Raw genomic sequence first — 24122 nt, 5'->3', positions numbered from 1 at the left:
CGCTTCGTCAGTGCCCGGAACAGGACGGGGGTGGGTGCCCGCACAGCGGTACGTCCGGCAACCGCCCGCCCACCGCGAGCTCAGCCTCCGGTGCTGCGGCTCGTGGCGGCGGTGGCGCCCGCGGCCGGCACCGGGGCCTCCCCGGGCGGCCGGCCGGTCTTCGGGCGGCTGGTGAGCGGCATACGGAAGGCCCAGTCCATCCGGGGTTCCATGACCGGGCGGAAGAACCGGCGCACGGGGTACGAGGTGAGCGCCAGCGCGAGGGCGATACCGAAGGCGGTGACGGCCAGTTCACCGGCCGGGGTGTGCCAGAACTCCGCGTCGAACCAGCCCTTCCAGGCCGCGGTGCGCACGAAGAAGCCGTGCAGCAGGTAGGCGCAGAGCGTGCCGGCGCCGAGCGAGGTGAACCACGTGCGGCGGCGCGGTACCAGCGCCAGGAACGCGGCCGAGAGGATCAGCGAGCAGGCCGTCGTGCCCAGCACCATCGCCACGCCGACCGGCCAGGAGACGTGCAGTTCGCCCCAGCTGTGGTTGTGCATGGCCCACTGCGCCGTCATCCGGCCCTTGGCCCAGTACGCCACCGCGGCGCCACCCGCCAGCACCGGTACGGCGGCGATCCGTACCCACCTCGCCCGCAGCAGCTGCCAGTGCTCGGGGCGCAGCACGAGACCGATCACGAAGAAGGGCAGGAACTGCAGGACCCGGTCCAGGTTGAGGATGCCGCTCACGGAGGTGGCCGCGCCGATCAGCGCGACGGCGAAGGCGAGCCCGACGGAGACGTACCAGCGCATGACCCGCCACAGGGGCGCCGTGAGCCGCCACACGAAGAGCGCCGCGAGGAACCAGGTGAGGTACCACGGGGAGAGCAGGCTGAGGTCGTTGTCCCGGCCGTCGACGGCGTTGCCGTACAGCGTGTACGCGGTCTCGAAGACGAGGTAGGGCACGGCGACGCCGGTGAGGAGCCGCTTGCCCTGCTCGGGCTTGAGGACGAAGCTCCGCGAGAAGTAGCCGGAGATCATGATGAACAGCGGCATGTGGAACATGTACAGGAACAGGTAGGCCGACCAGACGGCGTGGCTGTCCTTGAGCGGCTGCCAGGCGTGTCCGGCCACGACCAGCACCATGGCCAGCAGCTTCGCGTTGTCGAAGAACGGATCGCGGCCCGTCCCCTGTCCGCCCGGCGAGCGCTGTCCCACGTGACCTCCTCGGCAACGACCACGGCTCCGCCGCTGCGACCCTAGGGGCCGATGAGGTCCGGCGTCGAATGGACTCCGAACGTGTCGGCGGCGCCGGGGGCGTCGCCGACAGGGCGGGCGGTGGCCGTCACCGGGTCTCGTAGCGGCGCTCCGCCGTGTCCTCCGGGGAGTCGTCGGTGACGCCCGCGCCCGCGGCCGCCGCTTCCCAGCGCTCGGCCCCGCCGGCGGTCTCGAAGACGATCCGCTCGTCGACGACGTGCATCGACGCGGCGGCCGGTGCGTCCGCCGGCATTTTCAGCACTTTCAGGTTCTGCCGCTGCCGGCCCGGGTCGGCGAGCCGCAGAATTTCCTCCGGAGAACTCTCCAGTCCGATCGGTTCGGCGTGCAGGTGAACGACAGCGCCGGTGTTCTCGTCATACACGACATAACTGACCGTTTTCCTCACGCGCGTCCTCCCCTGAAATTTCGCCCCTGTGAGCCCGTCCCTGGAATCCCGTCCCTGGAATTCCGTCCCTGGAATCCCGTCCTCAGGTGATGTCGTAGACGACTCCTTCGGCCCGGTGGCCACCACCGTCGCCGCGCAGCTTCATCGTCACTTGCGTCGCGCTCTTCAACCGCTGACCGGCGTCGAGCGTGCTGATGTTCGTCACCGGATCGCTGTCGTCCCGCACGGTGCACCGGACCGAGCCGTCGGGCATCACATGGCACACCGCCGAGATGTACACCTGGCCGTAGGCAGCGCCGGTTTTCGCGCAGAGCGCGCCGGTGACGAGATACCTGCGATCGGGATCGAGACCGATCGTCACGGAAGCCGTCGTGCTCCCCCGCACCCACAGAAAATAACGCTGGACCACGAACACGGCCACCGCCCCCTCCGATTTCCGATGGCGGCAGCCTAGAAATGCGGCGGGCCGCCCGCAATGCCGGAATTCGCCGTGCCGGGCTCCTGACGCGCCTTTCCGCGATGCACACTCCGATGCGTGGCGTGACACTGGCCGCATGGACTGGTACCCACTGCGACTGACCACGCCCGTGAAGCAGCACGTCTTCGGCGGCCGCGCCATCCCCGACCGGCTCGGGCGCGGCGGGCTGCCCGAAGGGCCCGTCGCGGAGACCTGGGAGGTCAGCGACGTGACCGGAGAAGGCGCGCGGATCGGGAACGGAGCGCTGGCCGGGTGGACCCTGCGAGAGCTGACCCTGGCACATCCCGAGGAGCTGGTCGGCCGGGACTGGCGCGGCCCCCACTTCCCGCTGCTGACCAAATTCATCGACGCCCACCGCCCGCTCCCGGTCCATCTGCACCCCGACGACACCGCGGCCCGGGACCGCGAGGGCGAGCCGAACGGCAAGACCGAGGCGTGGCACATCCTGGACGCCCCGCCCGGCGCCACGGCGTACGCGGGGGTGCGCCCCGGGGTGGATCACGAGCGGCTGCGGCAGGCACTGCTCGACCAGGACTTCGAGGCGGTGCTGCGGCGGCTGCCGGTGCGCGCGGGCGACACCCTGTACGTACCGGCCGGGACGGTGCACAGCTTCGGGCCCGACACGCTGGTGTACGAGATCGAGCAGACCTCGGACCTCCAGCAGCACGCGATGCGGCACCGGATGGAGGACGGTACGCCGCTCGACGACGCCGAGTGGCGGGCCAACATCGAGGCGCTGCTCGCGGAGTGGCGGCCGGACCCCCGGCCGGACTTCCATCCGGGGCTGCGGCTCCCGTCGCCCGGCGGTACGGAGGCCCGGATGCTCTGTGCGGGCCCGTACTTCGCACTGGAGCGGTGGCGGAAGCGGGCCGCGGGGGCCTCGGCGCCGCTGGTCCGCGCGTTCGGCACCGCCGTGGTGCTGAGCAACGCCGGACCGCCGGTGACCGTGGCGTACGAAGGCGGGAGCGAGCCGCTCGGGCGGGCCGAGACGCTGCTGCTGCCCGCGGCGCTCGGCCGGGTGGAGATCCACGGCCCCGCCGACGTCCTCTTCGGCTACCTGCCCGACCTGGACCGCGACGTCCGTGCCCCGCTCCGCGCCGCCGGTCATGACGCGTCCGCGATCGCCGCCCTGGGCGAAGACCTCGGCTGAACCGGCCCCGGCGCACGCACCCGGCGACGAACACGCGAACACGGGAGCGGCTGTTCCCGGCAGGACCAGGGCGCCCCCCCGATCCCCTACGGGACCTTCACCGGGACCGCGGGTGTCGTGGCGTCGCCGATTTCGACGCTGGTGCCCGGGCTGGTGCAGTGCGTCGAACTCTGGAATGTGCCCGACCAGTCCACCTTCTTCCCACCCGCCTCAGGTGTACAGAAGGTCGTCTTCGTGCCGTCCGTCTTGACCGTGCGTGTCTCACTCGACGTCGCGGCCGTCGAAGGGGACCCGCCGGTGGAATAGGCCAACCGGCCCTTGCAATGGACCTTGATGGTCGGCTCGCTGCCGGCGCACTCGACGCGGATCTTGTAAATGACGCTCTTGGCCCCCTTGGACCAGTGCGGCCTGTCAGCCGACGCCTTGCAAACGAACTTCCGTGCGTCAGCCGCACGGTGGCTGTCGGCCACCGCGGGGCCGGCACTCAGACCGCCGGCCATGACGAGGCAGGTAGCTGAAACGGCAATCGCCCTGAGCGAATTACGCACACTTCCCCCTGTTTCACATAACGGTGGGCCAGGTCACAGCCCCGCGTAGATGGTCGAAACGGAGGTTGGTCCGGGATACGGCAAACGATCAATGCCCTTCCCGTTCCCGGCAGGCCTCGGACGACACCTGTCACCCAACGCCGGGCCGCTGTCGCGTAGCCACGTCGGCGGACCGCCTGTCGGCAGGTCCGGCCGTTACGGTCAGCCCATGCACGTACGAGGAGTGGATCCGCGAGACACCACCTGGGAGCAGGACGCCGCCACCTACCGGGCGTACTTCTGGGACGGGTCGGCGAACGCGTCGGACGACTACGAGGTGACCGGCGCCGACGTCGAGGAGGTCCTGGCCTGGGCGCACGTCAAGGCGGAGGAGACGGGCTCGGCCTACACGCTGTACGTGCGCGTCACCGACGAGGGCGGGCCCGGGCTGGTCCGCCTCAGCGGGGTGGCGGGCGACCCGTTCGCTTGAAATCCTCGCCCGCGAGTACATGACACAAGTGCTCAGGTCGACGCCGTCGCCGCCGTCGACGCCGTCGCCGCCCCGGAGGAAGAGGCCCTCCTCGCCGACCGACGATGCCCCGCGTTTGCCCTCGATCGTGCGCGGACCACGAACGGCCACACGTTGCGTACGGACGCGGGCCCGGCGAAGAGGCCGCCGGGCCCGGCCGGCTTCAGCTCGCCGCGCTGTTCAGCGCCGCGAGAACCGCGCCGTATGCCTCCTTCTTCTGGTAGTTGCCGTTGTGGAGCAGCGGGGTTTCCTGGGCGCGCCAGGAGTACTTGTCGGTGACGCCCCACACGGTGATGCCGTTGCACCGGGAGACGGCCACGCACGCCTGGGTGACCTGCCGGTACACATTGGCCTGTGCCGTGCCGGAGCCGCCGACGTCGAGCTCGGTGATCTGCACGTGCACGCCGAGGTCGGCGAAGCGCTGGAGGTTCTGCCGGTAGGTGCTGAGGTCGGAGTTCGAGGCCAGGTGGCTCTGGAAGCCGACGCAGTCGATCGGTACGCCCCGGGCGCGGAAGTCCTTGACCATACGGTAGATGGCGTCACTCTTGGCGTTGATGCCGTCGGTGCCGTAGTCGTTGTAGCAGAGCTTGGCCTTGGGGTCGGCTGCTTTCGCGGTGCGGAAGGCGTCCTCGATCCAGCCGTTGCCCAGCTGCTTCTGGAGGTTGGACTGGCGTCGGCTGCCGTCCCATTCGAACGCCTCGTTGACCACGTCCCAGGAGTCGATCTTGCCCGCGTAGTGGCCGGCGACCTTGGTGATGTGGTTGCGCATCGCCTGGCGCAGCGCGTCGCCGGTCAGCCCCTGTACCCAGCCGGGCTGCTGGGCGTGCCAGACCAGGGTGTGGCCGCGTACGAACTTGCCGCGCTGCTTGGCGTAGGCGACGAGTTCATCGCCACCGCTGAAGTTGAACTGACCCGGGCTCGGCTCGGTGGCATCCCACTTCATCGCGTTCTCGGCGACGACGCTGGAGAACTCCCGGTTGAGCGTGGATTCGTAGTCCGTCTCGCCGAGGTGGGGGGCGACCGCGGCGCCGAAGTACCGGCCGCTCTGGGCGGCCGCGGCACCGAGGGTTTCGGCGGCCTGTGCGGTGGGGGCGAACGCCAGGACGGCCGCTGCCGCCAGGGCACCGGTCGCCGCGACGGTGATCGTCGACCGGGTGCGTCGTGAGGCGCGTCGCGGGGCGCCTCTTCCGGAGGATTTGTCGGACATTGCGTGTCCCTCTCTGGTGGGGGTGGGTGCCCGTGCAGGGCATGTCCTCGTACGGCCGGTGGCCGTCAGGCCAGGGCGGCTTCCCAGCGGGTGCCGTCGCCGGTGGCGTCGCCGGGGAGCCGGTCGCGGGCGGCGGTGTCGTCGTACAGGCGCCAGCGGAACCAGTCCACGAGGGTGTTCTGGGTCCGGTCGAAGGTGGGGAACCCCGGGTTCAGGTACGCGGCGTGGTCCGCGCCGACGTGGGTGAGGAACGCCTTGGGCGCGCGCAGCTCCCCGTACGCCCGCCGGGCCAGTGCGTAGTCGCAGGTCGGGTCCCTGTCGCCGTGGATGAACAGCACGCCTGCACGGACCGAGGTGGCGGGGTTGCCCATGTCCACACAGGCGACCGGGACGGCGGCGGCGATACGGTCGTCGGGCCATGCGGTCACCAGGCCGTGGGTGGTCATGCCGCCCATTGAGTGCCCGGCGACGCCGACGCCGGCCGCGGTGTCGATGTGCCCGGCGAAGGGACCGCCCGTGGCGTCGTTGAGCGCCAGGGTCCGGGTGATGACCTCGGAGACGTCCTTCGACCATTCGCCCCCGTAGACGGAGCCGAGGTTGGTGTTGTCGGAGAACGAGGGGGCAGGGCAGATGAAACCGGCGGAGGCTATCGCGTGGGTCTGCGAGGCGTAGGAGTCGGAGTTGCCGCCCATGCCGTGGCTCCACTCGGCGACGGGGAACACACCGTCGGCGAGCGGGGCGTTGGGAACGGGGGCGCCGCCGGGGGTGCCGGGGGTGGGGTAGAAGACCTTGGTGAACAGCGAGCGGGCACCGCGGCTCCAATTGAACTGGCGCACTCCGACGGCGAACTGACGGGCGGGCGTTGCCAGTTCGGCGCCGGAGGCACGGTGCAGCCCGGAGCCGAGCAGGGGGGTGCTCAGGCCCGCTGCCGCGGCCGCGGTCAGGCCGAGGAAGGTACGTCGTCTCAACGACATGCGTGACTCCTTGCGTGGGGTACAGGGAGGTCTCATTGCGTGGGGGGCAGGGAGGTCTCAGCAGGTGGAGCCGGTTTGTGTGGCCAGGCCGAGCCGGTAGGGCAGCTGTGAGTACTCGCCGCTGGAGTTGGGGTCCCGGCCCTGGTAGAGGAACCGGAGGCGGCAGGGGTCGATGGTCATGGTCTGGTCGTTGGTGGCGCGGATCAGCTCGCCGTGGCTGATGTCCTTCGTCCAGGCACCGCCGGGGAAGGTGACGTTGGTGGAGCGGGCGAAGGGGTTGGCCTCGGTGGCGGCGAGGGGCTGCCACGTACCGGTCAGGCCCTTGGCGGTGTAGGAGCGGTAGTAGCGGTTGCCGTCGCTGCCGATGGCCTCCCAGAGCAGCAGGTAGGTGTCGGTGCCCTTGACGCGGTAGACCGCGCCCCCTTCGAACAGCGCGAAGCGGGAGTCCTGGAGCACGATCTTGGTGTTGCCGAAGCCGTTCGGGAAGTTGGCGACGGTGGTCTCGGACCGGTACACGTGGCCGTTGTCGTCCGCGGAGAACAGGTAGCACTTCGCGTCGTCGCAGATCACGTAGAAGTCGAGCCAGTTGCCGTTGCCGATGTTCTGCCGGACGACGTCGGGCATGCTGTTCATCAAGTTCTTCGGCGCCGACCAGCTGGTCGGGTCGTTGATGTTCTTGGTGGTGGAGTACGACGGCAGCCCGGTCTGGTAGACGAGGTACCACTCGTCCTTGGGGGCGAAGTAGAAGGCGTGCGGGGCGGCGCGGTAACCGGGGCCGATGGCGGAGGCGGTCTCCAGGTGGGTCTGCTTCGCGCCGGCGGCCTGGGACCAGTCGGAGAAGCTGGTCTGGGCCAGGCTCCAGTCACCGGAGCCGCGCGCAGCGGTGGTCATGAAGACGTGCCATCTGCCGTTCTTGTCCTGGACCACCGACGGGTCCTTGACGGCGACGGAGTTACTGCCGTCCTGCTGCGGTGAGATCACCGGTCCTGTGGACGACCACCGGAAACTGCCCGGCAGGCCCTGCTGGAGGGCGCCCGCCGGCGTCGCCCCGTTGGCGGGCACGGCGAAGAACGCCGTCAACAGGGCCACGAGCAGGGCCCCATAGGCGTGGCGGCGAAAGCGGCGAAGGCGTGGACGATGCGTCAGAGGCATGGGCAACTCCATAGCGGCTCGACTGGTGCGCATGCGGTGAAGCGGGATTGGCCGGCTGTACGGCCCAGGCCGGACCAGCCCAAAGCTTGGCCGAAATACCGAACAACGGTCGGAGCTTCGGGCTTAGGAATAATGGGGCGCTTGACGGAGTCCGGTCAACGCTTTGTGCGCAATAATTTCGGCCACGCTCTCGAAAGTATTGCGTGAAAGTTACAACACTTGTAGTACGCAGGCATCTTGGAGGCACCGGGCCCCTGCGTCCCGCCGGATGCCGTGCTCACGTCGGTGGTGACGGAGGTAGACGGCGGAGGAGACCAGGCACAGCACGGCCACGTACACGGGGAAGAGGCCGGCCTGGCCGAGGTCCTTGAACAGCGTGACGAAGGAGTCGTCGAGCGCGCGGAGCAGCGGCACGCTCAGCAGCGCGAAGCCGATCCCGAACATCAGCAGCAGCGGCTTGCGCCCGAAACGGTCGGACACCATGCCCGCGACGGGCTGGAGAACGGCGAAGAACAGCAGCGACAGGGTGCCCGCCAGCAGCGCGTCCGCCTTCGCCACACCGGCGTTGAGCTCGGCGTACGTCGGCAGATATGAGGTCCATGTGTAGTACGCGAGCGTCCCGCCCGCGGTGATCCCACAGAACAGCAGCGACTCGCGCGGATGCCGGCGCAGCGCCTCGAAGAGGCCGGGGCGCGGTGCCTTCGCCTGCTCCTCACTTCGCGTCTCCTCCGCGCCGCGCCGGACCCAGAAGCCCACCAGGCTCAGGAGCGCGCCCAGTACGAAGGGGACCCGCCAGCCCCAGCCGTCCATGGCGGCGGGCGCGAGATTGGCGACGAGGAGCACCGCGACGCCGGACGTGACGAGCTGGCCGATGGTCGTCGAGACGTACTGGAAGCTGGAGAAGAGCCCCCGCCGGCCGGGCCCGGCCGACTCCACGAGGAACGTGGTCGAGGCGGCGAACTCCCCGCCCACCGACAGCCCTTGCAGCAGCCGGGCCAGGACCAGGACGACCGGCGCGAGGACGCCGGCGGCGGCGTACGTCGGCGTCAGGCCCACCAGCAGGCTGCTGCCACCCATCAGCAGCCCGCCGACGGGCCGCATGAAGAACCCCACCGCGAAGACCGCGAACGTCGACAGCAACGGCACCGGCGAATTCGTCGCGCTCTTGGGAAAGATCTGCGCGGCGATGTACGTGGCAAGAAAGGTATAGGTATACCGGTCGTACCACTCACTGTTCGGTGGGGGCCGCTGGTCAGAACCATAATCACGGGCGCTGAGTCAGCAAATAGTCAGCACGAGCCCTTTGACCTGTGTTTTCACGTTGGCGGAGGCTCACTCTCCGGCCGGTGGACTCCATCCAGTGGAGTGGATGCGCGGCATCGTATGCACTCAGTGGCCGGCCTTTCGGCCATGGTGCGGTCCGGGTCCTGCGGGCGGTGCGCTTGTTGGTCGTCCTCGCGCACCGGGTGCGGCCTCTCGGCATCGTCGCGGTGAGCGTCACGGGCCATCGTGGCGGGCCCGGTCGGCCGCTGCGGTGAAGGCGTCCCCGAGACGGCGCAGCCGCTCGGCTGTGAGATCGAGGGGTGTCGGTGGTCGGACAATCGTTGTGCACACCGAACTCCGCGACGCTGACGAGCAACTGGTGGCGCTCATCATTCAGACGCGAGCCGTCTTGCGCGGCCACTGATGAGCTGCTCACCTCTGACGCTGCCCGCGTGTGCGCACTGTCGACAACCTGTCGACCAGCAGCAGCTCAGTGGTCGGCTCCGTAAAGACTTCGGGAGTTGACTCCGGGTCCTGTGTCGTGCGTGGTGCCGGGGCAGGTGCTGCCGTAGGAACAGGGGTCGTGACGGTTCTTGTGAGCCCTCGCCGTATTTCGGAGGGACCCCCGCGCTGTTCTGCCAGCGGCGAACCCCGGTCCGACCGGACTCGACGATCACTACGGTCCAGTCTCATGACGACGATTACCACGCGCACGGTCCAGTACCCGGCCGACGGTTTGACGATGATCGGGCACCTCGCGCTCCCGGCCGGTGCCGACCGCCGGCCCGCGGTGCTGATCGGGCCCGAGGGGACGGGGCTCAGCGACGTCGAGCGCCGCCGCGCCGATGCCCTGGCCGAGCTGGGATACGTGGCGCTGGCCTTCGACCTCCACGGCGGGCGCTATCTGGGCGACATCGAGGAGATGCTGGCCCGTTGCCTGCCGCTGCTCGCCGACCCCGACCGGATGCGGGGCATCGGCCACGCGGCGCTCGAGGTGCTGCGCGCCGAACCGCGGGCCGACCCCGACCGGATCGCCGCTGTCGGCTACGGCACCGGGGGCGCCATCGGGCTGGAACTCGGGCGCGCCGGCGTCAACCTGCGCGCGATCGGGACGGTCAACGCACTGACCACGGGCCGACCGGGCGAGGCGGCGCGCATCCGCTGCCCGGTGTGGGCCGGGGTCGGGTCGGAAGACCCGATCATGCCGCCCACGCAGCGGGACGCCTTCACCGCCGAGATGCAGGCCGCGGGCGTCGACTGGCGCCTTGTGGTCTATGGCGGCGCCTTGCACGCCTTCCACCACCCGCCGGTCGACCACACCGTGCGCCCCGGCGTCGGTCACCACCCACGGCACGCGCAGCGCGCCTGGCGCGATGTCGTCGACCTGCTCGCCGAGTGCCTGCCCGTGACGGAGTGATCTGGCCAGGCCCAGCCCGGGCGCCCGCTGACCGCCGCGGCGCCTGGGCTCCACTGCCACGGCGGGCGGGCAAAGGCTGCGGCTTGCCAGTGATCCACGTCGGCCGATCGGCTCGCCCGCCATGCCCCTCCGCACTGCCTGTCCGACAGCCCCGGGTGCCGCCGGACGCGCGCGGCTGAAGGCGATGGCCTACGGCCACAAGACCGAGCACCGGTTGCGGGTGCGTGCACAGGTGGTGCTGCACGCCGCGCGCGGACGCTCCAACGCGCGTATCGCCCAGGGGACGGGGCAGCACCTGGAGACCGTGCGCCGCTGGCGTGGCCGGTTCGCCGGACAGGGCCTGCCCGGGCTCAAAGACCGTCAACGCTGCGGTCGCCCGCCGGTGTTCCCGCCGCTGCGGATTGCCGAAGTCAAGGCGCCGGCCGGTCGGCTGCCCGCCGGGAGCGGAGTGCCGCTGTCGCGCTGGTCATGCCCGGAACCGGCCTCTGAGGCCCCGGCGGAGCATCGCCGCGTTCGTGTCGGCGTCCACCGTGCGCCGCCGGCTGGCCAAGGATGCGATCACGCCCTGGCGGCACCGCTGCTGGTTCTTCGTCGCCGACCCCGACTTCCGCCGACCCCGACTTCCGCGCCAGCGCCCGGCGTGTGCTGGACCTGTACGCCCGCACCTGGCAGGGCACCCCGCTCGACGCCGACGAGTACGTCATCAGCTCCGAGGAGAAGACCTCCAACCAAGCCCGCTGCCCCCCCGCTTACGACGTCCACGCCGCGAAGGCGTCCGGCCGCTGGGAGAAGACCACCGGCATCGACCCGTTCATGGTCCTGGTCACCCAGGTCTTGACCCGCGAGCCCTACGCCGGCGCGAAACGCGTGTTCCGGGACGTGGACTACGGCTCCTCCCACCGCGGCAAGAAGGCTGCCGACCGGTTGCCGGCCGCCTTCCCGAACGCGGTACTCATCCACTCCACACCCCGGTGCACGCTTCCTGCCTGAACCAAGTGGAGAACTACTTCTCCGTCGTGCAGCGCAAGGTCGCCCGCCCCCACGACTTCACCGACCTCGCTCAGGTCAGGGACCGGCTCCGAGCCTTCGAAGACCGCTCCAACGCCACAGCACAGCCGTTCCGGTGGAAGTTCACCACCTCCGACCTGGACGATCCACTGGCCAGGCTCGACCGGCACACCGCCGATCACCAGGAAGAACCCTCTGCCGGACGGGCAACGTGATCAACCCCCGAAGGATTTACGGTGCCGACCGCTTAGGTCGCGATGTCGCTCGTCGGCATCAGGACCTGTGAGATCGCTGGAGTCCCTGGAGGAGGAGAGCGATCAGGCGTCGGGGGTCGTAGCGGGGGTCGTTGTCGCGTCCGATGCAGAGGTTGCCGATACCGCGCATCAGCTCGTACGGCTGCGTGCCGGGCCTGATGTCGCCTGCCTCGACCGCAGCGTCGAGCAACTGGGCGCAGACGGGCAGCAGGCGGTCGAGGAAGTGGGCGTGCAGCGCGGCGAAGCGATCGCTGTCGGACTGCAGCGCGTCGGCGAGTCCGTGCTTGGTGACGAGGAAGTCGACGAAGAGGTCGACCCATTGGTGCAGTGCGTCGAACGGGGAGCCGGCACTGGCCAGCAGGCGCGGACCGGCTTCGGCACAGGCCTCGATCTGGTGCTGGTACACGGCGGTGACCAGGTCCGCCCTGGTCGGGAAGTGGCGGTAGATCGTGGCCATCCCGACGCCTGCCTGGGCCGCGATCCGGCGGATCGGCGCGTCGACGCCGGAGGTGACGAACACCTCGGCTGCGGCAGTGAGCACCGTCTCCCGGTTGCGCTGAGCGTCGGCCCGCCTGCTTCGGGACGGTGAACCCCCTACCGGACCTTCGGCGGCCATCACGTACTCCTTCGACACTGATTGACAAAACGGAGCAGCGCTCCAGATACTAAGTGGAGCAGCGTTCCGTTTCAGTGTAGCCGAAACGGAACGCCCTTGACCGCCTTGCCCGCCCGCCGGCCGCAGGAGACCGGCGGGCGGCAGGCGCCGCCGAAAGGGAACACACACCGTGAGCACATCCACCGCCACCGACGCCTTGGGCGCGCCCGCGCCGGTCCTCTCCTTCAGCCCCGTTGTCCTGTCCGTGCCCGGACGCCCCGTGGACCTCCAAGTGCGCGTCTCCGCACCTGCAACCGGAACTGACCTCCCTGTCATCCTCCTCTCCCATGGCCACGGCCCCTCGAACAACCTCTCCTCGCTCAACGGCTACGCGCCGCTCGCCAACTTCTGGGCTGCCCACGGATTCGTCGTCGTCCAGCCCACCCACCTCACTTCCCGGACACTGAGCCACCTGGTCGCCGACGCACCCGGTGCGCCCGACTTCTGGCGCTCCCGCGCCGAAGACATGACCCACATCCTCGACCGGCTCGACGTGATCGAGACCGTCGTGCCGCAGCTTGCCGGACGGATCGACCCCACCAAGGTCGCCCTCGCCGGACACTCGCTCGGCGGCTTCACCGCCGCCCTCCTGCTGGGCGCGGGGCTCAACGACCCCGACACCGGGAACGTGGTGCACCTCGTCGAGCCCCGGATCAAGGCGGGCGTACTGCTCGCCGCGCCCGGCAGAGGTGGCGAAGTCTTCAACGGGCCCATGGCCGAACAGTGGCCGATCATCGGGGCCGTCGACTTCTCCACCATGACCGCACCCGCACTGGTCGTCGCCGGCGACAAGGACGACTCCCGGCACTTCACGGACATGGGGCCGGACTGGCACACCGACCCCTACACCCTCGCTCCCGGCCCCAAAACCCTGCTCACCCTGTTCGACGCGGAGCACGGACTTGGCGGGATCGCCGGATACGACGCCGCCGAGACCACGGACGAGAACCCTGAGCGAGTCGCCGCCCTCGCCCGGCTCACCGCGGCCTACCTCCATACCCAGCTTCACCCCGGCGCCCCCACATGGCAGACCGCGTGCGAGGCACTGACCACCGGCCCCGACCCGGTGGGACAAGTCGAATCCAAGTAAGCCCCCACCCCCATAGGCACCTCCTGCCGGGCGGAGCGGAAGGGGCGCGCAGGACAGCCGGCGGGCTCGTACTCGACGACGGTGTCCGGGCAGCCGACCGCCACGGCGTGAAGCACCTTGTCACCCAAGGCCCTCAGCGATAATCGGCTGCCTCCGCGCTGCCCGGACTCCTGCACTGTTCGCATCACAGCCGACCGCACACACTGCGCACACTGGTGAGCAACTGCTACTGATACTCAGGTTCTGGCCCAACTTCTGTGGCGACGTGACAGTGAGTGTTGTCAGCCGCACGTGATGGGGTGCGCGGAGAGTTCTGCAGCCCTGGCGGAGGTGCGCCGGCTGCGCTGCCTGTCCGTAGCTCCGCCGGGCAGAAGCGAGCGACTGCGGTTGCCGTGAAGGAGACGGACGCCCGACGCAGCGGCCGGTCGCGGGAGTTGACGGGGCTGAGTGCCGGGCGAACTGGGACAGGAAGTAGGCCATGAAGGCGAAGATCCCGACGTCCTGACCGCGTCGTCCGAAGCGGCGGGCGTCGACCGCGGCGAAGATCAGCAGCAGGAAGGCCGAGTGCGAGGCGAGGGGGAATGAGGCCGGCACCCCCGGTCGTCAGGGCGGCGAGGCCACGGGCGCCCCCGCGAGGAGGGTGCGGAACTGGTCGCGGGGGTGCAGGTCGCTGATCGCCGACGAGGTGACCACGGCCGTGAAGCCGCCTGCCAGGAGGACCACAGAGGGCTGATCCAGTACGGTCAGCGCGGCCAGGGTGAGAGTGAGGCCGAGGACGGCTCGCAGCCCGGCGGCCAGACGCAGCAGCCCAGGGGTCGGCTGTGGCGAACCGGTCCCGGAGCGATGCTGTCTCCGTAGCCACCATGGCTTTTCATTCCTTCGACGCGGTGGGCCGTTCGCGTCCGGCCGCGACGAAAGCGAGGTCGTGTGCAGCCGGAGACAGGCGGGCATCGGGGTTCACGGGCGAAGGGGTTCGCTGCCGCCTTCGTCCCGTGGCCGGCCTGGTTCGGTGGGAGGCCGCGCGGTATGCGTCAGCTGACTGCTTCTGTCGCCGGGCGTGGCTCATTCCCGGTGGTCGGCCACGGCGATGGTGCCCTCGATGAGGTCGCGCAGCTGGGAGCGGGCGGTGATGCCCAGCTTGGGGAAGCTGCGGCGAGATGCGAGCTGGCCCTGCGTGGGGCGAGGAAGAGCTTCTCGCCGATCTCACGGTCGGTCAGTCCGCGGGCGGCGAGATGGATGATCTGCTGCTGGTGCGGGGAGTTCGGCGAGCGCGTCGGGAGCGGAGTCTGTGACGTCGAGGCCGGCGGCGCGCGATTCGGCCCGGGCGCGCTCGATCCACGGGCGCGCGCCCAGGCGGCGGCAGGTTTCCAGTGACTCGGTGAGCGGGGCTCACGTCTCTGCGATGCGTCGGCGGCGCCGCAGCAATGCGGCGAGGTCCAGCAGGTTCTGGGCGTGTTCGAAGGGCCAGTGTTCCAGCACGGGGCCGGCCAGGGCCGCCCGGAAGGGCGGCTCGGCGTCCTCGGGGTCTGCCAGCAGGCCACGGGCGTCCGCACGTTCTCAGCCGACGCGTCACTGGGGACCACGGGCACCGGGGAGCCGGTGCGCGACGTGCAGCGCCGGCACCGCGGCAGCACTCCGCCGAGAGGCATGGCGGTGGAGCCGGGACCAGCGAAGCGGATGCCCGCGCCGGCCGTGCGTACCGGGATCACAGCGAAGACCGCGTGGCGAAGGGCAGCGACATCCGCGCGGAGACGAGTGCCGCGCGTAGTCCGGTGCACTTGGCACAGCTGTTGTACGACCGTGTCGGGCCGTGGGGCGCCGCGACGGTACTGCTGGCGATCATCGACGGTGAGGGCGGGCTTCGGATGAGCGGCGTTGCCGGTGCCTCGACACAAGCTGTCAGCGACTGGTCGCGGGTACCGCTGCGATGTCTGTTCCCCCTCACTCGGCTGGCCCCGAAGGAACAGCTGCTGTGGCTGGACGACGAGAGCGGAGACCGGATCCTGACCTGGGTGACGGCCTGGAACGGGTCGGCCGGCGTGGCCACTTCGGTCGGCGTTCGGACCGCCAGGGCCGCGGACGAGAGGTTTCTCTGCGTGGTGAGCGTGACCTGGCCGAAGGGACCACCCCTGGAGCAGACGGTCACCGAACGTGCGGAGACGCTCACCGGCGACGTGGGTCGCGCGCTGTGCGGCCTGGCCGAACTGGGGCTGCCGGAGGACGAGTTCGCGGCGCCGTGGCTGGTCGCGGTCCTGAATGCGATCCCCATACCCGCGGCGCTGCTCTTCCCCGTCCGGGACAGGCAGTGCCGGGTCGTGGAGTTCCGCATCGAGCGGTGCAACGGGCACGCCACGGACGTGCTCGGGCGGACCCCCGATCACATCGCCGGCAGCGGGCTGCTGAAGGCGTTTCCCGGACTCGCCCCGGCCGGGATCTTCGACGCGTACGTCAAGGTCCTGAAGACCGGCGTTCCGTTGGAACAGGGTCCCTTTTTCTACGAGGAGCCGCTGCGCGGGGTCAGGTATCCCGCCGTGATGAGTGTGCGGGCCCAGCGCGTGGGCGGCGGGCTGCTGGTCAGCTGGCAGTTCCACGACCAGCAGGCTCGGATGGCGGCCCGTATCGACGACGCGGAGAGGCTGGTCAACCTGGGGTCGCCTCGCCCAGCAGCTCCGCGACCCGGCGGTGGATGGCCAACTCCGCCTCCAGCTCCGTGATCCGCTTGCGGGCCGCGGCCGGCTCGGCCTGCTCGTGGGTGGGGAGACCGGGCATCCGCCCGGTGTCGATCAGATGCTGTCGGCGCCAGACGCAGAGGGTCTGCTCGCTGATCCGAGGAGCTTCGCCACCTCGGCAACCTTCCGGCCGGAGGCGACCAGCGGCCGAAACCGCAGTTCAGCGACGTCAGCTGGGGAAGTACATGACATAGGTGCCCAGAAAGCCACCTTCGACGCCCCCGAGGGAGGAGCCGCCCCAGGCAGCCGGCGCCCCGCCTCCTCACCGCTCCAGCGGGCGGTGGGCGGTCTCGGGCAGCCGGAGGTAGACGGCGGAGGAGATCAAGCACAGCACGGCCACGTACACGGGGAAGAGGCCGGCCTGGCCCAGGTCCTTGAAGAGCGTGCCGATATACGGCGCCGTGCCGCCGAAGAGGGCGACGGTGAGGGAGTAGGGGAAACCGATGCCCGCGGCGCGCACCCGGGCCGGGAAGACCTCTGCGTTCACCGCTGCCGAGATGGCCGTGAAGCCGCTCAGCAGGATCATGCCGGCGCACTGCACGAGCAGCAGCGTGGCGAAGGAGTCATTGAGCGCGCGGAGCAGCGGCACGCTCAGCAGCGCGAAGCCGAGGCCGAACGTCAGGAGCAGGGGCTTGCGCCCGAAGCGGTCGGAGAGCAGGCCCGCGAGGGGCTGCAGCACCGCGAAGAAGGTCAGCGAGAGGGTGCCGGACAGGAGGGCGTCCGCCTTGTCCACCCCGGCGTTGAGCTCGGCGTACGTCGGCAGGTACGACGTCCAGGTGTAGTACGCGAGGGTGCCGCCCATGGTGATGCCGCAGATCAGCAGCGACTCGCGCGGATGGCGGCGCAGCGCCTCGAAGAGGCCGGGGCGCGGTGCCTTCGCCTGCTCCTCGCTGCGCGTCTCCTCCGCGCCGCGCCGGACCCAGAAGCCGACCAGGCTCAGCAAGGCGCCCAGTACGAAGGGGACGCGCCAGCCCCAGCCGTCCATGGCGGCGGGGGCGAGATTGGCGACGAGCAGTGCGGCGATGCCAGAGGCGACGAGCTGCCCGATGGTCGTCGAGACGTACTGGAAGCTGGAGAAGAGTCCACGGCGGCCGGGCCCGGCCGATTCCACGAGGAACGTGGTCGAGGCGGCGAACTCCCCGCCCACCGACAGTCCTTGCAGCAACCGGGCGAGGACGAGGATGACCGGCGCGAGGACGCCGGCGGCGGCGTACGTCGGCGTCAGGCCCACCAGCAGGCTGCTGCCGCCCATCAGCAGAATGGTCACCGTCAGCGCCGCACGCCGCCCGCGCCGGTCGGCGACCGCACCCATCAGCAGCCCGCCGACGGGCCGCATGAAGAACCCCACCGCGAAAACCGCGAACGTCGACAGCAACGGCACCAGCGAATTCGACGCACTCTTCGGGAAGATCTGCGCCGCGATGTACGTGGCAAGAAAGGTGTATGTGTACCAATCATACCATTCCACCGCGTTGCCCACGGAAGCCGCGACGAGCTGCCGCGCCGCGGACACCGGGCGCCGCTCCCCCGCCGGCCGCTCCGCCATCTTGTTCTCCGCGCTCGACATGCGCCTCCGCTCCCGGGTCCTTCACGTGGCCCTGCCGCTCGGGCAGGATGAGCCGTCAGGTGATCATGCCCCCGCGAGGCCGGTGGCCGCCAGGTCCGCGTGCGGCCGAAAGGAGATGGCAACGTGCGCGTAGCACTGTTCGTCACCTGTATCAACGACACGCTCCATCCACGGACCGGCCGGGCGGTGGTTACGCTCCTGGAACGGCTGGGGGTGGAGGTGGGATTCCCCGCGGAGCAGAGCTGCTGCGGACAGCCGCAGTTCAACACCGGGTACCGGCATGCCTCGGAGCCGTTGGCCCTGCGGTACGCACGGGTCTTCCGCGACTACGAGTACGTCGTGGTGCCTTCCGGGTCGTGCGCGGCGATGGTGCGGGACAACTATCCGCGGCTGGGTGAGAAGGCCGCGGCGGAGGGGCGCGGGAGCGCGCTGACCGAGGCGGCGGCGGAGGCCGTGCCCAAGACGTACGAGCTGACGGAGTTCCTGGTCGACGTGTTGAAGGTGACGGACGTCGGCGCGTACTACCCGCACGCGGTGACGTACCACCCGACCTGCCACGGGCTGCGGATGCTGGGGCTCGGCGACCGGCCGCGCACCCTGCTGTCGCACGTGAAGGGCCTCGAACTGCGGGAGTTGGCCGGCGCCGAGGAGTGCTGCGGATTCGGCGGCACCTTCGCCGTCAAGAACCCGGCCGTCTCCGCCGCGATGGGCGCCGACAAGACCCGGCACATCCAGGAGACGGGCGCGGCGGCGGTGTGCACGGTCGACAACTCCTGCCTGATGCACATCGGGGGCGTGCTCTCGCGCCAGGGCTCGCCGGTCCGCCCGGTCCATCTCGCGGAGATCCTGGCCAGTACGGAGGGGAACGTCCTGTGAGCGAGTGCCCTGCGAGCGAATGCCCTGCGAGGAGAAGCACTGCCAAGTACTGCTGCCCCGTCAGCGAAGGGAACGTGCTGTGAGCGTCACCGACCTGGGCATGCCGGCCTTTCCGGCGGCCGCCGCCCGCTCCACCCGCGACACCCGGCTGCGGGCCAATCTCCGGCACGCCACGCACACCATCCGGGACAAGCGCGCCAGGGCGGTGGGTGAGCTGGGTGACTGGGCGCAGCTGCGCGCGGCCGGGCGCGCGGTCAAGGACCGTACGCTGCGCCACCTGGACCACTACCTGGAGCGCCTGGAGGAGGCGGTGACCGCGGCGGGCGGTCAGGTGCACTGGGCGGCCGACGCGGCGGAGGCCAACCGGATCGTGACGCGGCTGGTGCGGGCGACCGGCGAACGCGAGGTCGTCAAGGTCAAGTCGATGGCCACGCAGGAGATCGGGCTCAACGAGGCGCTGGCCGAGGCCGGGATCAGCGCGTACGAGACGGACCTCGCGGAGCTGATCGTGCAGCTCGGCAAGGACCGGCCGTCCCACATCCTGGTCCCGGCGATCCACCGCAACCGCGCCGAGATCCGCGACATCTTCCGCTCGGAGATGGGCGACTGGGGGCGTCCGGCGCCGGACGGGCTGAGCGACCGGCCGGCGGAGCTGGCCGAGGCGGCACGGCTGCACCTGCGGGAGAAGTTCCTGCGCGCCAAGGTCGGCATCTCGGGCGCCAACTTCATGGTGGCGGAGACCGGGACGCTGGTGGTCGTGGAGTCCGAGGGCAACGGCCGGATGTGCCTGACGCTCCCGGAGACCCTGATCTCCGTCGTCGGCATCGAGAAGGTGGTGCCGACCTGGCAGGACCTGGAGGTGTTCCTGCAGCTGCTGCCGCGCTCGTCCACGGCCGAGCGGATGAACCCGTACACCTCCATGTGGACCGGCACCACGGACGGGGACGGACCGCAGACGTTCCACCTGGTGCTGCTGGACAACGGGCGGACGGACACGCTCGCGGACACGGTCGGGCGGCAGGCGCTGCGCTGCATCCGGTGCTCCGCCTGTCTGAACGTGTGCCCGGTGTACGAGCGGGCCGGCGGCCACGCCTACGGCTCGGCGTATCCGGGGCCGATCGGCGCGATCCTGACGCCGCAGCTGCGCGGTACGGCGAGCGAGCTGGACGCCTCCCTGCCGTACGCCTCGTCGCTGTGCGGGGCGTGTTATGAGGTGTGCCCGGTCGCGATCGACATTCCGGAGGTGCTGGTGCATCTGCGCGAGCGGGTCGTGGAGGGCGGCAAGGTCACCCGGGGCGGGGTGAAGACGGTGATCCGGCCGGCGAAGGGGCACGCGGCGGAGCGGGCCGCGATGCGCGCCGCGGGTTTCGCCTTCGGCCGGCCCGGCCTGCTGCGCGCGGGCCAGCGGCTGGCGGCCCGTACCAGGAAGCTGCATCCACGGCGGCTCCCGGGGCCGGGGCGCGCCTGGACGGACACCCGTGATCTGCCGCCCGTACCGGCGGAGTCGTTCCGGGACTGGTGGCAGCGCACGCGCGGCGGCGAGCAGGGCGGCGGACGGCAGGAGAGCGGGCAGTGAGCAGCCGGGACGTGGTACTGGCCAGGGTGCGCCGGGCGCTGACGGACGTACCGCGCGCCGCGGGCCCCGAGGAGACTGCGGTACCGAGGGACTATCTGCGTGCGCACGGGGACCGGTCGGCGGAGGACACCGCACGGCTGCTGGCGGAGAACCTCGCGGACTACCGGGCGGTGGTGCACGACACCCACGCCGCCGGACTGCCGGGGCTGCTCGCGCATCTGCTGGGTGAGCGGGGCTCGCGCTCGGTGGTGGTGCCGCCGGGGCTGCCGCCGGAGTGGCTGGCGGACTGCGACATCGAGGTGGTGCCGGACGCCCCGGAGACCACGCCGGACGCACTGGACGCGATCGACAGCGTGGTGACGGGCTGCGCCGTGGCGATCGCCGAGACCGGCACGATCGTCCTGGACGCGGGCCCGGACCAGGGACGCCGCCGCATCACGCTCGTACCGGACCACCACATCTGCGTCGTACGGGTGCCGGAGCAGGTCGTGGCATCCGTGCCGCAGGCGCTGGCACGGCTGGCCCCGGGGCACCCGCTGACCTGGATCTCCGGCCCCTCGGCGACGAGCGACATCGAACTGGACCGCGTGGAGGGCGTGCACGGACCGCGCACGCTGGAGGTGGTGCTGATGACGCCATGAGCGGTGGGCGCCCGGCACGTTGAGCGCGTGAGAACGGCACTCGCGCGGCCCGCTGAGCGCGCGAGACCGGCACCTGCGTGGCGCGCCGAGTGCGTGACTTTCTGAGTGAAATGGCGTGCGTGAGGCTTGTGTTGCTGAGGTTAAGCGTTCGATCCTGATGCTTCCTGTTGCCTTACGTTCGGAGCTGTCGTATGACGTCGCGTCGTTTCAGCCGCCGCTCGTTCCTCGCCACCGGCACCGCACTCGTCGGCTGGGCCGCCTTCGCCGCGCAGAAAGAGGCCTTCGCCGCGGTGGCCGGGCGGTCCGGCGCGGCCGCGGGCGAGGAGTGGGACGGCGCGCCGCGCACGTTCCAGGTCAACCGGGAGCCCGCCCGTCCGCGCCTGATCCCGTACCGGAGCACCGCGGCGGCGCTCGCCGGTGACACCGCCCGTTCGCCGTACTTCCGCTCGCTGAACGGCTCGTGGCGTTTCCACTGGTCGCGCAATCCCGACCAGCGCCCGGCCGGCTTCCACGCACCCGGCTTCGACGACAGCTCCTGGGACCACATCACCGTGCCGTCCAACTGGGAGATCGAGGGCTACCCCGAGCCGATCTACCTCAACATCAAGTACCCGTGGATCGGCTACGAGGACCCGCAGCCGCCCCAGGTCCCGCACGACTTCAACCCGGTCGGCTCCTACCGTCGCACCTTCACCGTCCCCGCGGGCTGGGACGGCCGCCGCACCCTCCTCTCCTTCCAGGGCGTGAAGTCCGCGTTCTTCGTGTGGGTCAACGGCAAGAAGATCGGCTACAGCGAGGACAGCTACACCCCCGCCGAGTTCGACATCACCGGCGCGCTCAAGGAGGGCGAGAACAGCCTGGCGGTCGAGGTCTACCGCTGGTCCGACGGCAGCTGGCTGGAGGACCAGGACATGATCGACCTGTCCGGGATCTTCCGCGAGGTGTACCTCTACTCCGTCCCGCGCGTCCATGTGCACGACCTCTTCGTGCACACCGACCTGGACGCGGCCTACCGCGACGCCACGCTGAAGGTCTCGGTGGCCGTACGGAACAGCGGGGGCGGCACGCCCGGCGACCACCGGCTCTCCGCGATGCTGTACGACACGAAGGGCCGGCCGGCGCTGCCCCGGCCGCTCACCGCCGACGTGCGGTTCGGCGCGGACGAACGGGTCACGGTCGAGGTGGCCGCCGACGTCCGGGCGCCTGCCCTCTGGTCGGCCGAGGATCCGAACCTCTACACGCTCGTGACCACCCTGACCGGCCCGGACGGCAGGGCCGTCGACATCCAGCGCACCCGCGTCGGCTTCCGTTCGGTCGTGTGCGCGCCGGGGAAGTTCACCGTCAACGGCGTGCCGATCGTCTTCCGCGGGGTCAACCGCCACGAGTCCGACCCGGACCACGGCCAGGCCGTGCCCGAGGAACGGATGGTCCAGGACATCCGCATCATGAAGCAGCACAACATCAACGCGGTACGCACCTCCCACTACCCGAACGCCACGCGCTGGCTGGAGCTGTGCGACGAGTACGGCCTCTACGTCATCGGCGAGGCGAACCTGGAGACGCACGGCGTGCGCGACCGGCTCCCGGCGAGCCTCCCGGAGTGGACCGATGCCTGCCTGGACCGCATGCGCACCATGGTCGAGCGGGACAAGAACCATCCCTCGGTCGTGGTCTGGTCGCTGGGCAACGAGGCGGGCCAGGGCGACAACTTCAAGGCCATGGCGGACTGGACGCACGACCGCGATCCCTCGCGGCCGGTGCACTACGAAGGCCAGAGCGCTGTCGCCGACATGGAGAGCCAGATGTACACCAAGCCGGCCGACGTCGAGAAGTACGGCAGATCCGGCAACCCCAAGCCCTTCATCCTGTGCGAATACGCGCACTCCATGGGCAACAGCACCGGCAACTTCCGCGAGTACTGGGAGATCTTCGAGCGCTACCCGAACCTGCACGGCGGGTTCATCTGGGACTTCTGCGACCAGGCGATCCGGCTCCCGGTCCCCGGCGACCGCCGGCGCACCTACCTCTCCTACGGCGGCGACTGGAAGCCCGGCTACCCCACCGACGGCAACTTCAGCTGCAACGGCATCGTCTCCTCGGACCGCGTGCCGCACCCGGCGATCCACGAGGTCAAGAAGTGCTACCAGGCCATCCGGATGACCGCCGCCGACCTGGCCTCCGGCACCGTGCAGGTCACCAACAAGCAGCTCTTCCTCGGTCTGGACGCCTACGAGCTGCGCTGGGAGGTGACGCGTGACGGGGAGCGCATCCAGCACGGCACGCTGCCCGCGCCCGAGGTGAAGCCCGGCCAGGACACGACCGTACGCATTCCGTACCGGCGCCCGGCGCGGCCCGAGCCCGGTGCCGAGTACTGGCTGAACCTGTCGTTCGTGCTGCGCCGCGGCACCCGCTGGGCGGAGGCCGGGCACAGCGTCGCCGCCGAGCAGCTGGCGCTGCCCTGGCACGCGAAGGCCCCCGCCGATGCCGCGCCGTCCGCCCTCCCGCCCCTGAAGCTCGCCGAGACCGCCGAGGTGGTCACGGTCATCGGCAAGGACGTGGAGGTCGTCCTCGACAAGTCCACGGGAACGCTGTCCGCCTATCGCTACCGGGGGCGGACGCTGCTGGCCGGCGGCCCGGTCCCCAACTTCTGGCGCGGGCCCACCGACAACGACATCGGCCGCAAGGCGCACGAGTCCCTGCGCACCTGGCGGGACGCGGGCACGAAACGCACCGTCGGCTCCGTGAAGGCCGGGCAGCCGTCCGCCTCCGAGGTGACCATCGAGGTCAGCGCCACACTGCCCACCTCGCCCGCCACCTCCGCCTGGCACACGGTCTTCACCGTGCGCGGCGACGGCGAGGTCCGTGTGGCGCACACCTTGAAGCCGGGCGCCGGCCTCCCCGACCTGCCGATGGTCGGCGCGCTCCTGACCGTACCGGCCGGCTTCGAGAAGCTGTCGTGGTACGGCCGCGGGCCGCACGAGAACTACCAGGACCGATGCACCGCCGCGTTCGTCGGCCGCTACCGCTCCACCGTGGACGACCAGTACGGCCCGTACGTACGGCCGCAGCAGACCGGCAACCTGGTGGACGTGCGGCACGCCGCGCTCACCGGCCGGGACGGCGCGGTGCTGACCGTGCGCGCCGAGCCGGGCGACGACGCGCCGCTGCTGGAGATCAGTGCGCTCCACTACACGCCGCACGACCTGGACGGGCCACGCCACCCGTACGAACTGAAGCGCCGCCCGGAAACCGTGCTCGGCGTCAACCACCGCCAGATGGGCGTCGGCGGCAACGACTCCTGGGGCGCGCCGCCGCTGGAGCGGTACCTCCTGCACGCCGACCGGGAGTACACGTACGCGTACCGGCTGACGCCCGCGTAAGAGCCTGT

The 24122-nt window shown here is 70.5% G+C and carries 20 protein-coding genes and 3 pseudogenes; 12 read left to right on the top strand and 11 right to left on the bottom strand.

Annotation, left to right across the window (positions count from 1 at the left end; genetic code table 11):
- Positions 1-80: 80 nt before the first annotated feature.
- The 3 genes from AAC944_RS32130 to AAC944_RS32120 form a co-directional block, all read right to left on the bottom strand.
- The gene (locus AAC944_RS32130; protein ID WP_051871593.1) at positions 81-1196 is read right to left on the bottom strand and encodes an acyltransferase family protein; all 1116 of its coding nucleotides are present in this window, start codon (positions 1194-1196) and stop codon (positions 81-83) included.
- 127 nt (positions 1197-1323) lie between these two features.
- Positions 1324-1641, bottom strand: coding sequence for a hypothetical protein (locus AAC944_RS32125; protein WP_196942900.1), 318 nt, complete (start codon positions 1639-1641; stop codon positions 1324-1326).
- A gap of 82 nt (positions 1642-1723) precedes the next feature.
- Positions 1724-2062, bottom strand: coding sequence for a hypothetical protein (locus AAC944_RS32120; RefSeq protein ID WP_030612010.1), 339 nt, complete (start codon positions 2060-2062; stop codon positions 1724-1726).
- Between the two features lie 133 nt (positions 2063-2195).
- On the opposite strand from AAC944_RS32120, the gene AAC944_RS32115 reads away from it, so the two are divergent.
- Positions 2196-3269 carry a type I phosphomannose isomerase catalytic subunit gene (locus AAC944_RS32115; RefSeq protein WP_030612013.1) on the top strand — a complete coding sequence of 358 codons (1074 nt, stop codon included), beginning with the start codon at positions 2196-2198 and terminating at the stop codon, positions 3267-3269.
- Between the two features lie 86 nt (positions 3270-3355).
- Here AAC944_RS32115 and AAC944_RS32110 read toward each other — a convergent pair whose 3' ends face one another.
- Entirely contained in the window at positions 3356-3769 is a 414-nt protein-coding gene (locus AAC944_RS32110) for a hypothetical protein (protein ID WP_196942902.1), read from the bottom strand.
- A gap of 256 nt (positions 3770-4025) precedes the next feature.
- Here AAC944_RS32110 and AAC944_RS32105 point away from each other — a divergent pair, with 256 nt between their 5' ends.
- Entirely contained in the window at positions 4026-4286 is a 261-nt protein-coding gene (locus AAC944_RS32105) for a hypothetical protein (protein ID WP_196942905.1), read from the top strand.
- A 202-nt stretch (positions 4287-4488) separates the two neighbouring features.
- Here the strand turns inward: AAC944_RS32105 and AAC944_RS32100 are convergent, their stop codons facing one another.
- The 4 genes and pseudogenes from AAC944_RS32100 to AAC944_RS32085 form a co-directional block, all read right to left on the bottom strand.
- A complete protein-coding gene (locus AAC944_RS32100; protein ID WP_030612021.1) occupies positions 4489-5532 on the bottom strand; it encodes an endo-1,4-beta-xylanase in 1044 nt (347 codons plus the stop codon).
- Positions 5533-5597: 65 nt separating this feature from the next.
- Positions 5598-6506, bottom strand: a complete 909-nt coding sequence (locus AAC944_RS32095; protein WP_030612024.1) for an alpha/beta hydrolase family protein — start codon at positions 6504-6506, stop codon at positions 5598-5600.
- 57 nt (positions 6507-6563) lie between these two features.
- Positions 6564-7595, bottom strand: coding sequence for a glycoside hydrolase family 62 protein (locus AAC944_RS32090; protein ID WP_368396601.1), 1032 nt, complete (start codon positions 7593-7595; stop codon positions 6564-6566).
- 273 nt (positions 7596-7868) lie between these two features.
- Positions 7869-8888: pseudogene (locus AAC944_RS32085) on the bottom strand (MFS transporter); the annotation flags it as partial.
- A 724-nt stretch (positions 8889-9612) separates the two neighbouring features.
- Here AAC944_RS32085 and AAC944_RS32080 point away from each other — a divergent pair.
- From AAC944_RS32080 to AAC944_RS32065, 4 genes and pseudogenes are all read left to right on the top strand, one after another.
- Complete coding sequence (locus tag AAC944_RS32080) at positions 9613-10338, top strand: dienelactone hydrolase family protein (RefSeq protein ID WP_030612033.1); 726 nt, start codon at positions 9613-9615, stop codon at positions 10336-10338.
- A 121-nt stretch (positions 10339-10459) separates the two neighbouring features.
- Positions 10460-10825 (top strand): annotated as a pseudogene (locus AAC944_RS32075) (helix-turn-helix domain-containing protein); the annotation flags it as partial.
- A 155-nt stretch (positions 10826-10980) separates the two neighbouring features.
- Positions 10981-11328 (top strand): hypothetical protein, encoded by a 348-nt coding sequence (locus AAC944_RS32070; RefSeq protein WP_368396600.1) that lies wholly within the window; start codon positions 10981-10983, stop codon positions 11326-11328.
- A gap of 5 nt (positions 11329-11333) precedes the next feature.
- A complete protein-coding gene (locus AAC944_RS32065; protein WP_368396599.1) occupies positions 11334-11561 on the top strand; it encodes a hypothetical protein in 228 nt (75 codons plus the stop codon).
- A 58-nt stretch (positions 11562-11619) separates the two neighbouring features.
- Here AAC944_RS32065 and AAC944_RS32060 read toward each other — a convergent pair whose 3' ends face one another.
- Complete coding sequence (locus AAC944_RS32060; RefSeq protein WP_030612036.1) at positions 11620-12216, bottom strand: TetR/AcrR family transcriptional regulator; 597 nt, start codon at positions 12214-12216, stop codon at positions 11620-11622.
- Positions 12217-12385: 169 nt separating this feature from the next.
- On the opposite strand from AAC944_RS32060, the gene AAC944_RS32055 reads away from it, so the two are divergent.
- The gene (locus AAC944_RS32055) at positions 12386-13345 is read left to right on the top strand and encodes an alpha/beta hydrolase family protein (RefSeq protein WP_030612039.1); all 960 of its coding nucleotides are present in this window, start codon (positions 12386-12388) and stop codon (positions 13343-13345) included.
- A 1062-nt stretch (positions 13346-14407) separates the two neighbouring features.
- Here the strand turns inward: AAC944_RS32055 and AAC944_RS32050 are convergent.
- Positions 14408-14890: pseudogene (locus AAC944_RS32050) on the bottom strand (helix-turn-helix transcriptional regulator); the annotation flags it as partial.
- Positions 14891-15066: 176 nt separating this feature from the next.
- Here AAC944_RS32050 and AAC944_RS32045 point away from each other — a divergent pair.
- The gene (locus tag AAC944_RS32045; RefSeq protein WP_030612042.1) at positions 15067-16059 is read left to right on the top strand and encodes a hypothetical protein; all 993 of its coding nucleotides are present in this window, start codon (positions 15067-15069) and stop codon (positions 16057-16059) included.
- Between the two features lie 277 nt (positions 16060-16336).
- Here AAC944_RS32045 and AAC944_RS32040 read toward each other — a convergent pair whose 3' ends face one another.
- Positions 16337-17641, bottom strand: a complete 1305-nt coding sequence (locus AAC944_RS32040; RefSeq protein WP_438272767.1) for an MFS transporter — start codon at positions 17639-17641, stop codon at positions 16337-16339.
- Positions 17642-17764: 123 nt separating this feature from the next.
- Between AAC944_RS32040 and AAC944_RS32035 the strand changes: the two genes are divergently transcribed.
- From AAC944_RS32035 to lacZ, 4 genes are all read left to right on the top strand, one after another.
- Positions 17765-18517: a (Fe-S)-binding protein gene (locus tag AAC944_RS32035; protein WP_030612048.1), complete on the top strand. Its 753-nt coding sequence runs from the start codon at positions 17765-17767 to the stop codon at positions 18515-18517.
- A gap of 79 nt (positions 18518-18596) precedes the next feature.
- Complete coding sequence (locus AAC944_RS32030; protein ID WP_030612051.1) at positions 18597-20093, top strand: lactate utilization protein B; 1497 nt, start codon at positions 18597-18599, stop codon at positions 20091-20093.
- A complete protein-coding gene (locus AAC944_RS32025; protein ID WP_030612054.1) occupies positions 20090-20734 on the top strand; it encodes a LutC/YkgG family protein in 645 nt (214 codons plus the stop codon). Before AAC944_RS32030 ends, AAC944_RS32025 begins: the two co-directional genes overlap by 4 nt.
- A 191-nt stretch (positions 20735-20925) precedes the next feature.
- Complete coding sequence (gene lacZ, locus AAC944_RS32020; protein ID WP_051871595.1) at positions 20926-24114, top strand: beta-galactosidase, LacZ type; 3189 nt, start codon at positions 20926-20928, stop codon at positions 24112-24114.
- The last annotated feature ends 8 nt before the right edge of the window (positions 24115-24122 follow it).

The organism is Streptomyces sclerotialus (assembly GCF_040907265.1).
Classification (GTDB): Bacteria; Actinomycetota; Actinomycetes; order Streptomycetales; family Streptomycetaceae; genus Streptomyces; species Streptomyces sclerotialus.
Note: the sequence above shows the minus strand (reverse complement) of the source record. Positions and strands in the feature narration are given on the sequence as shown.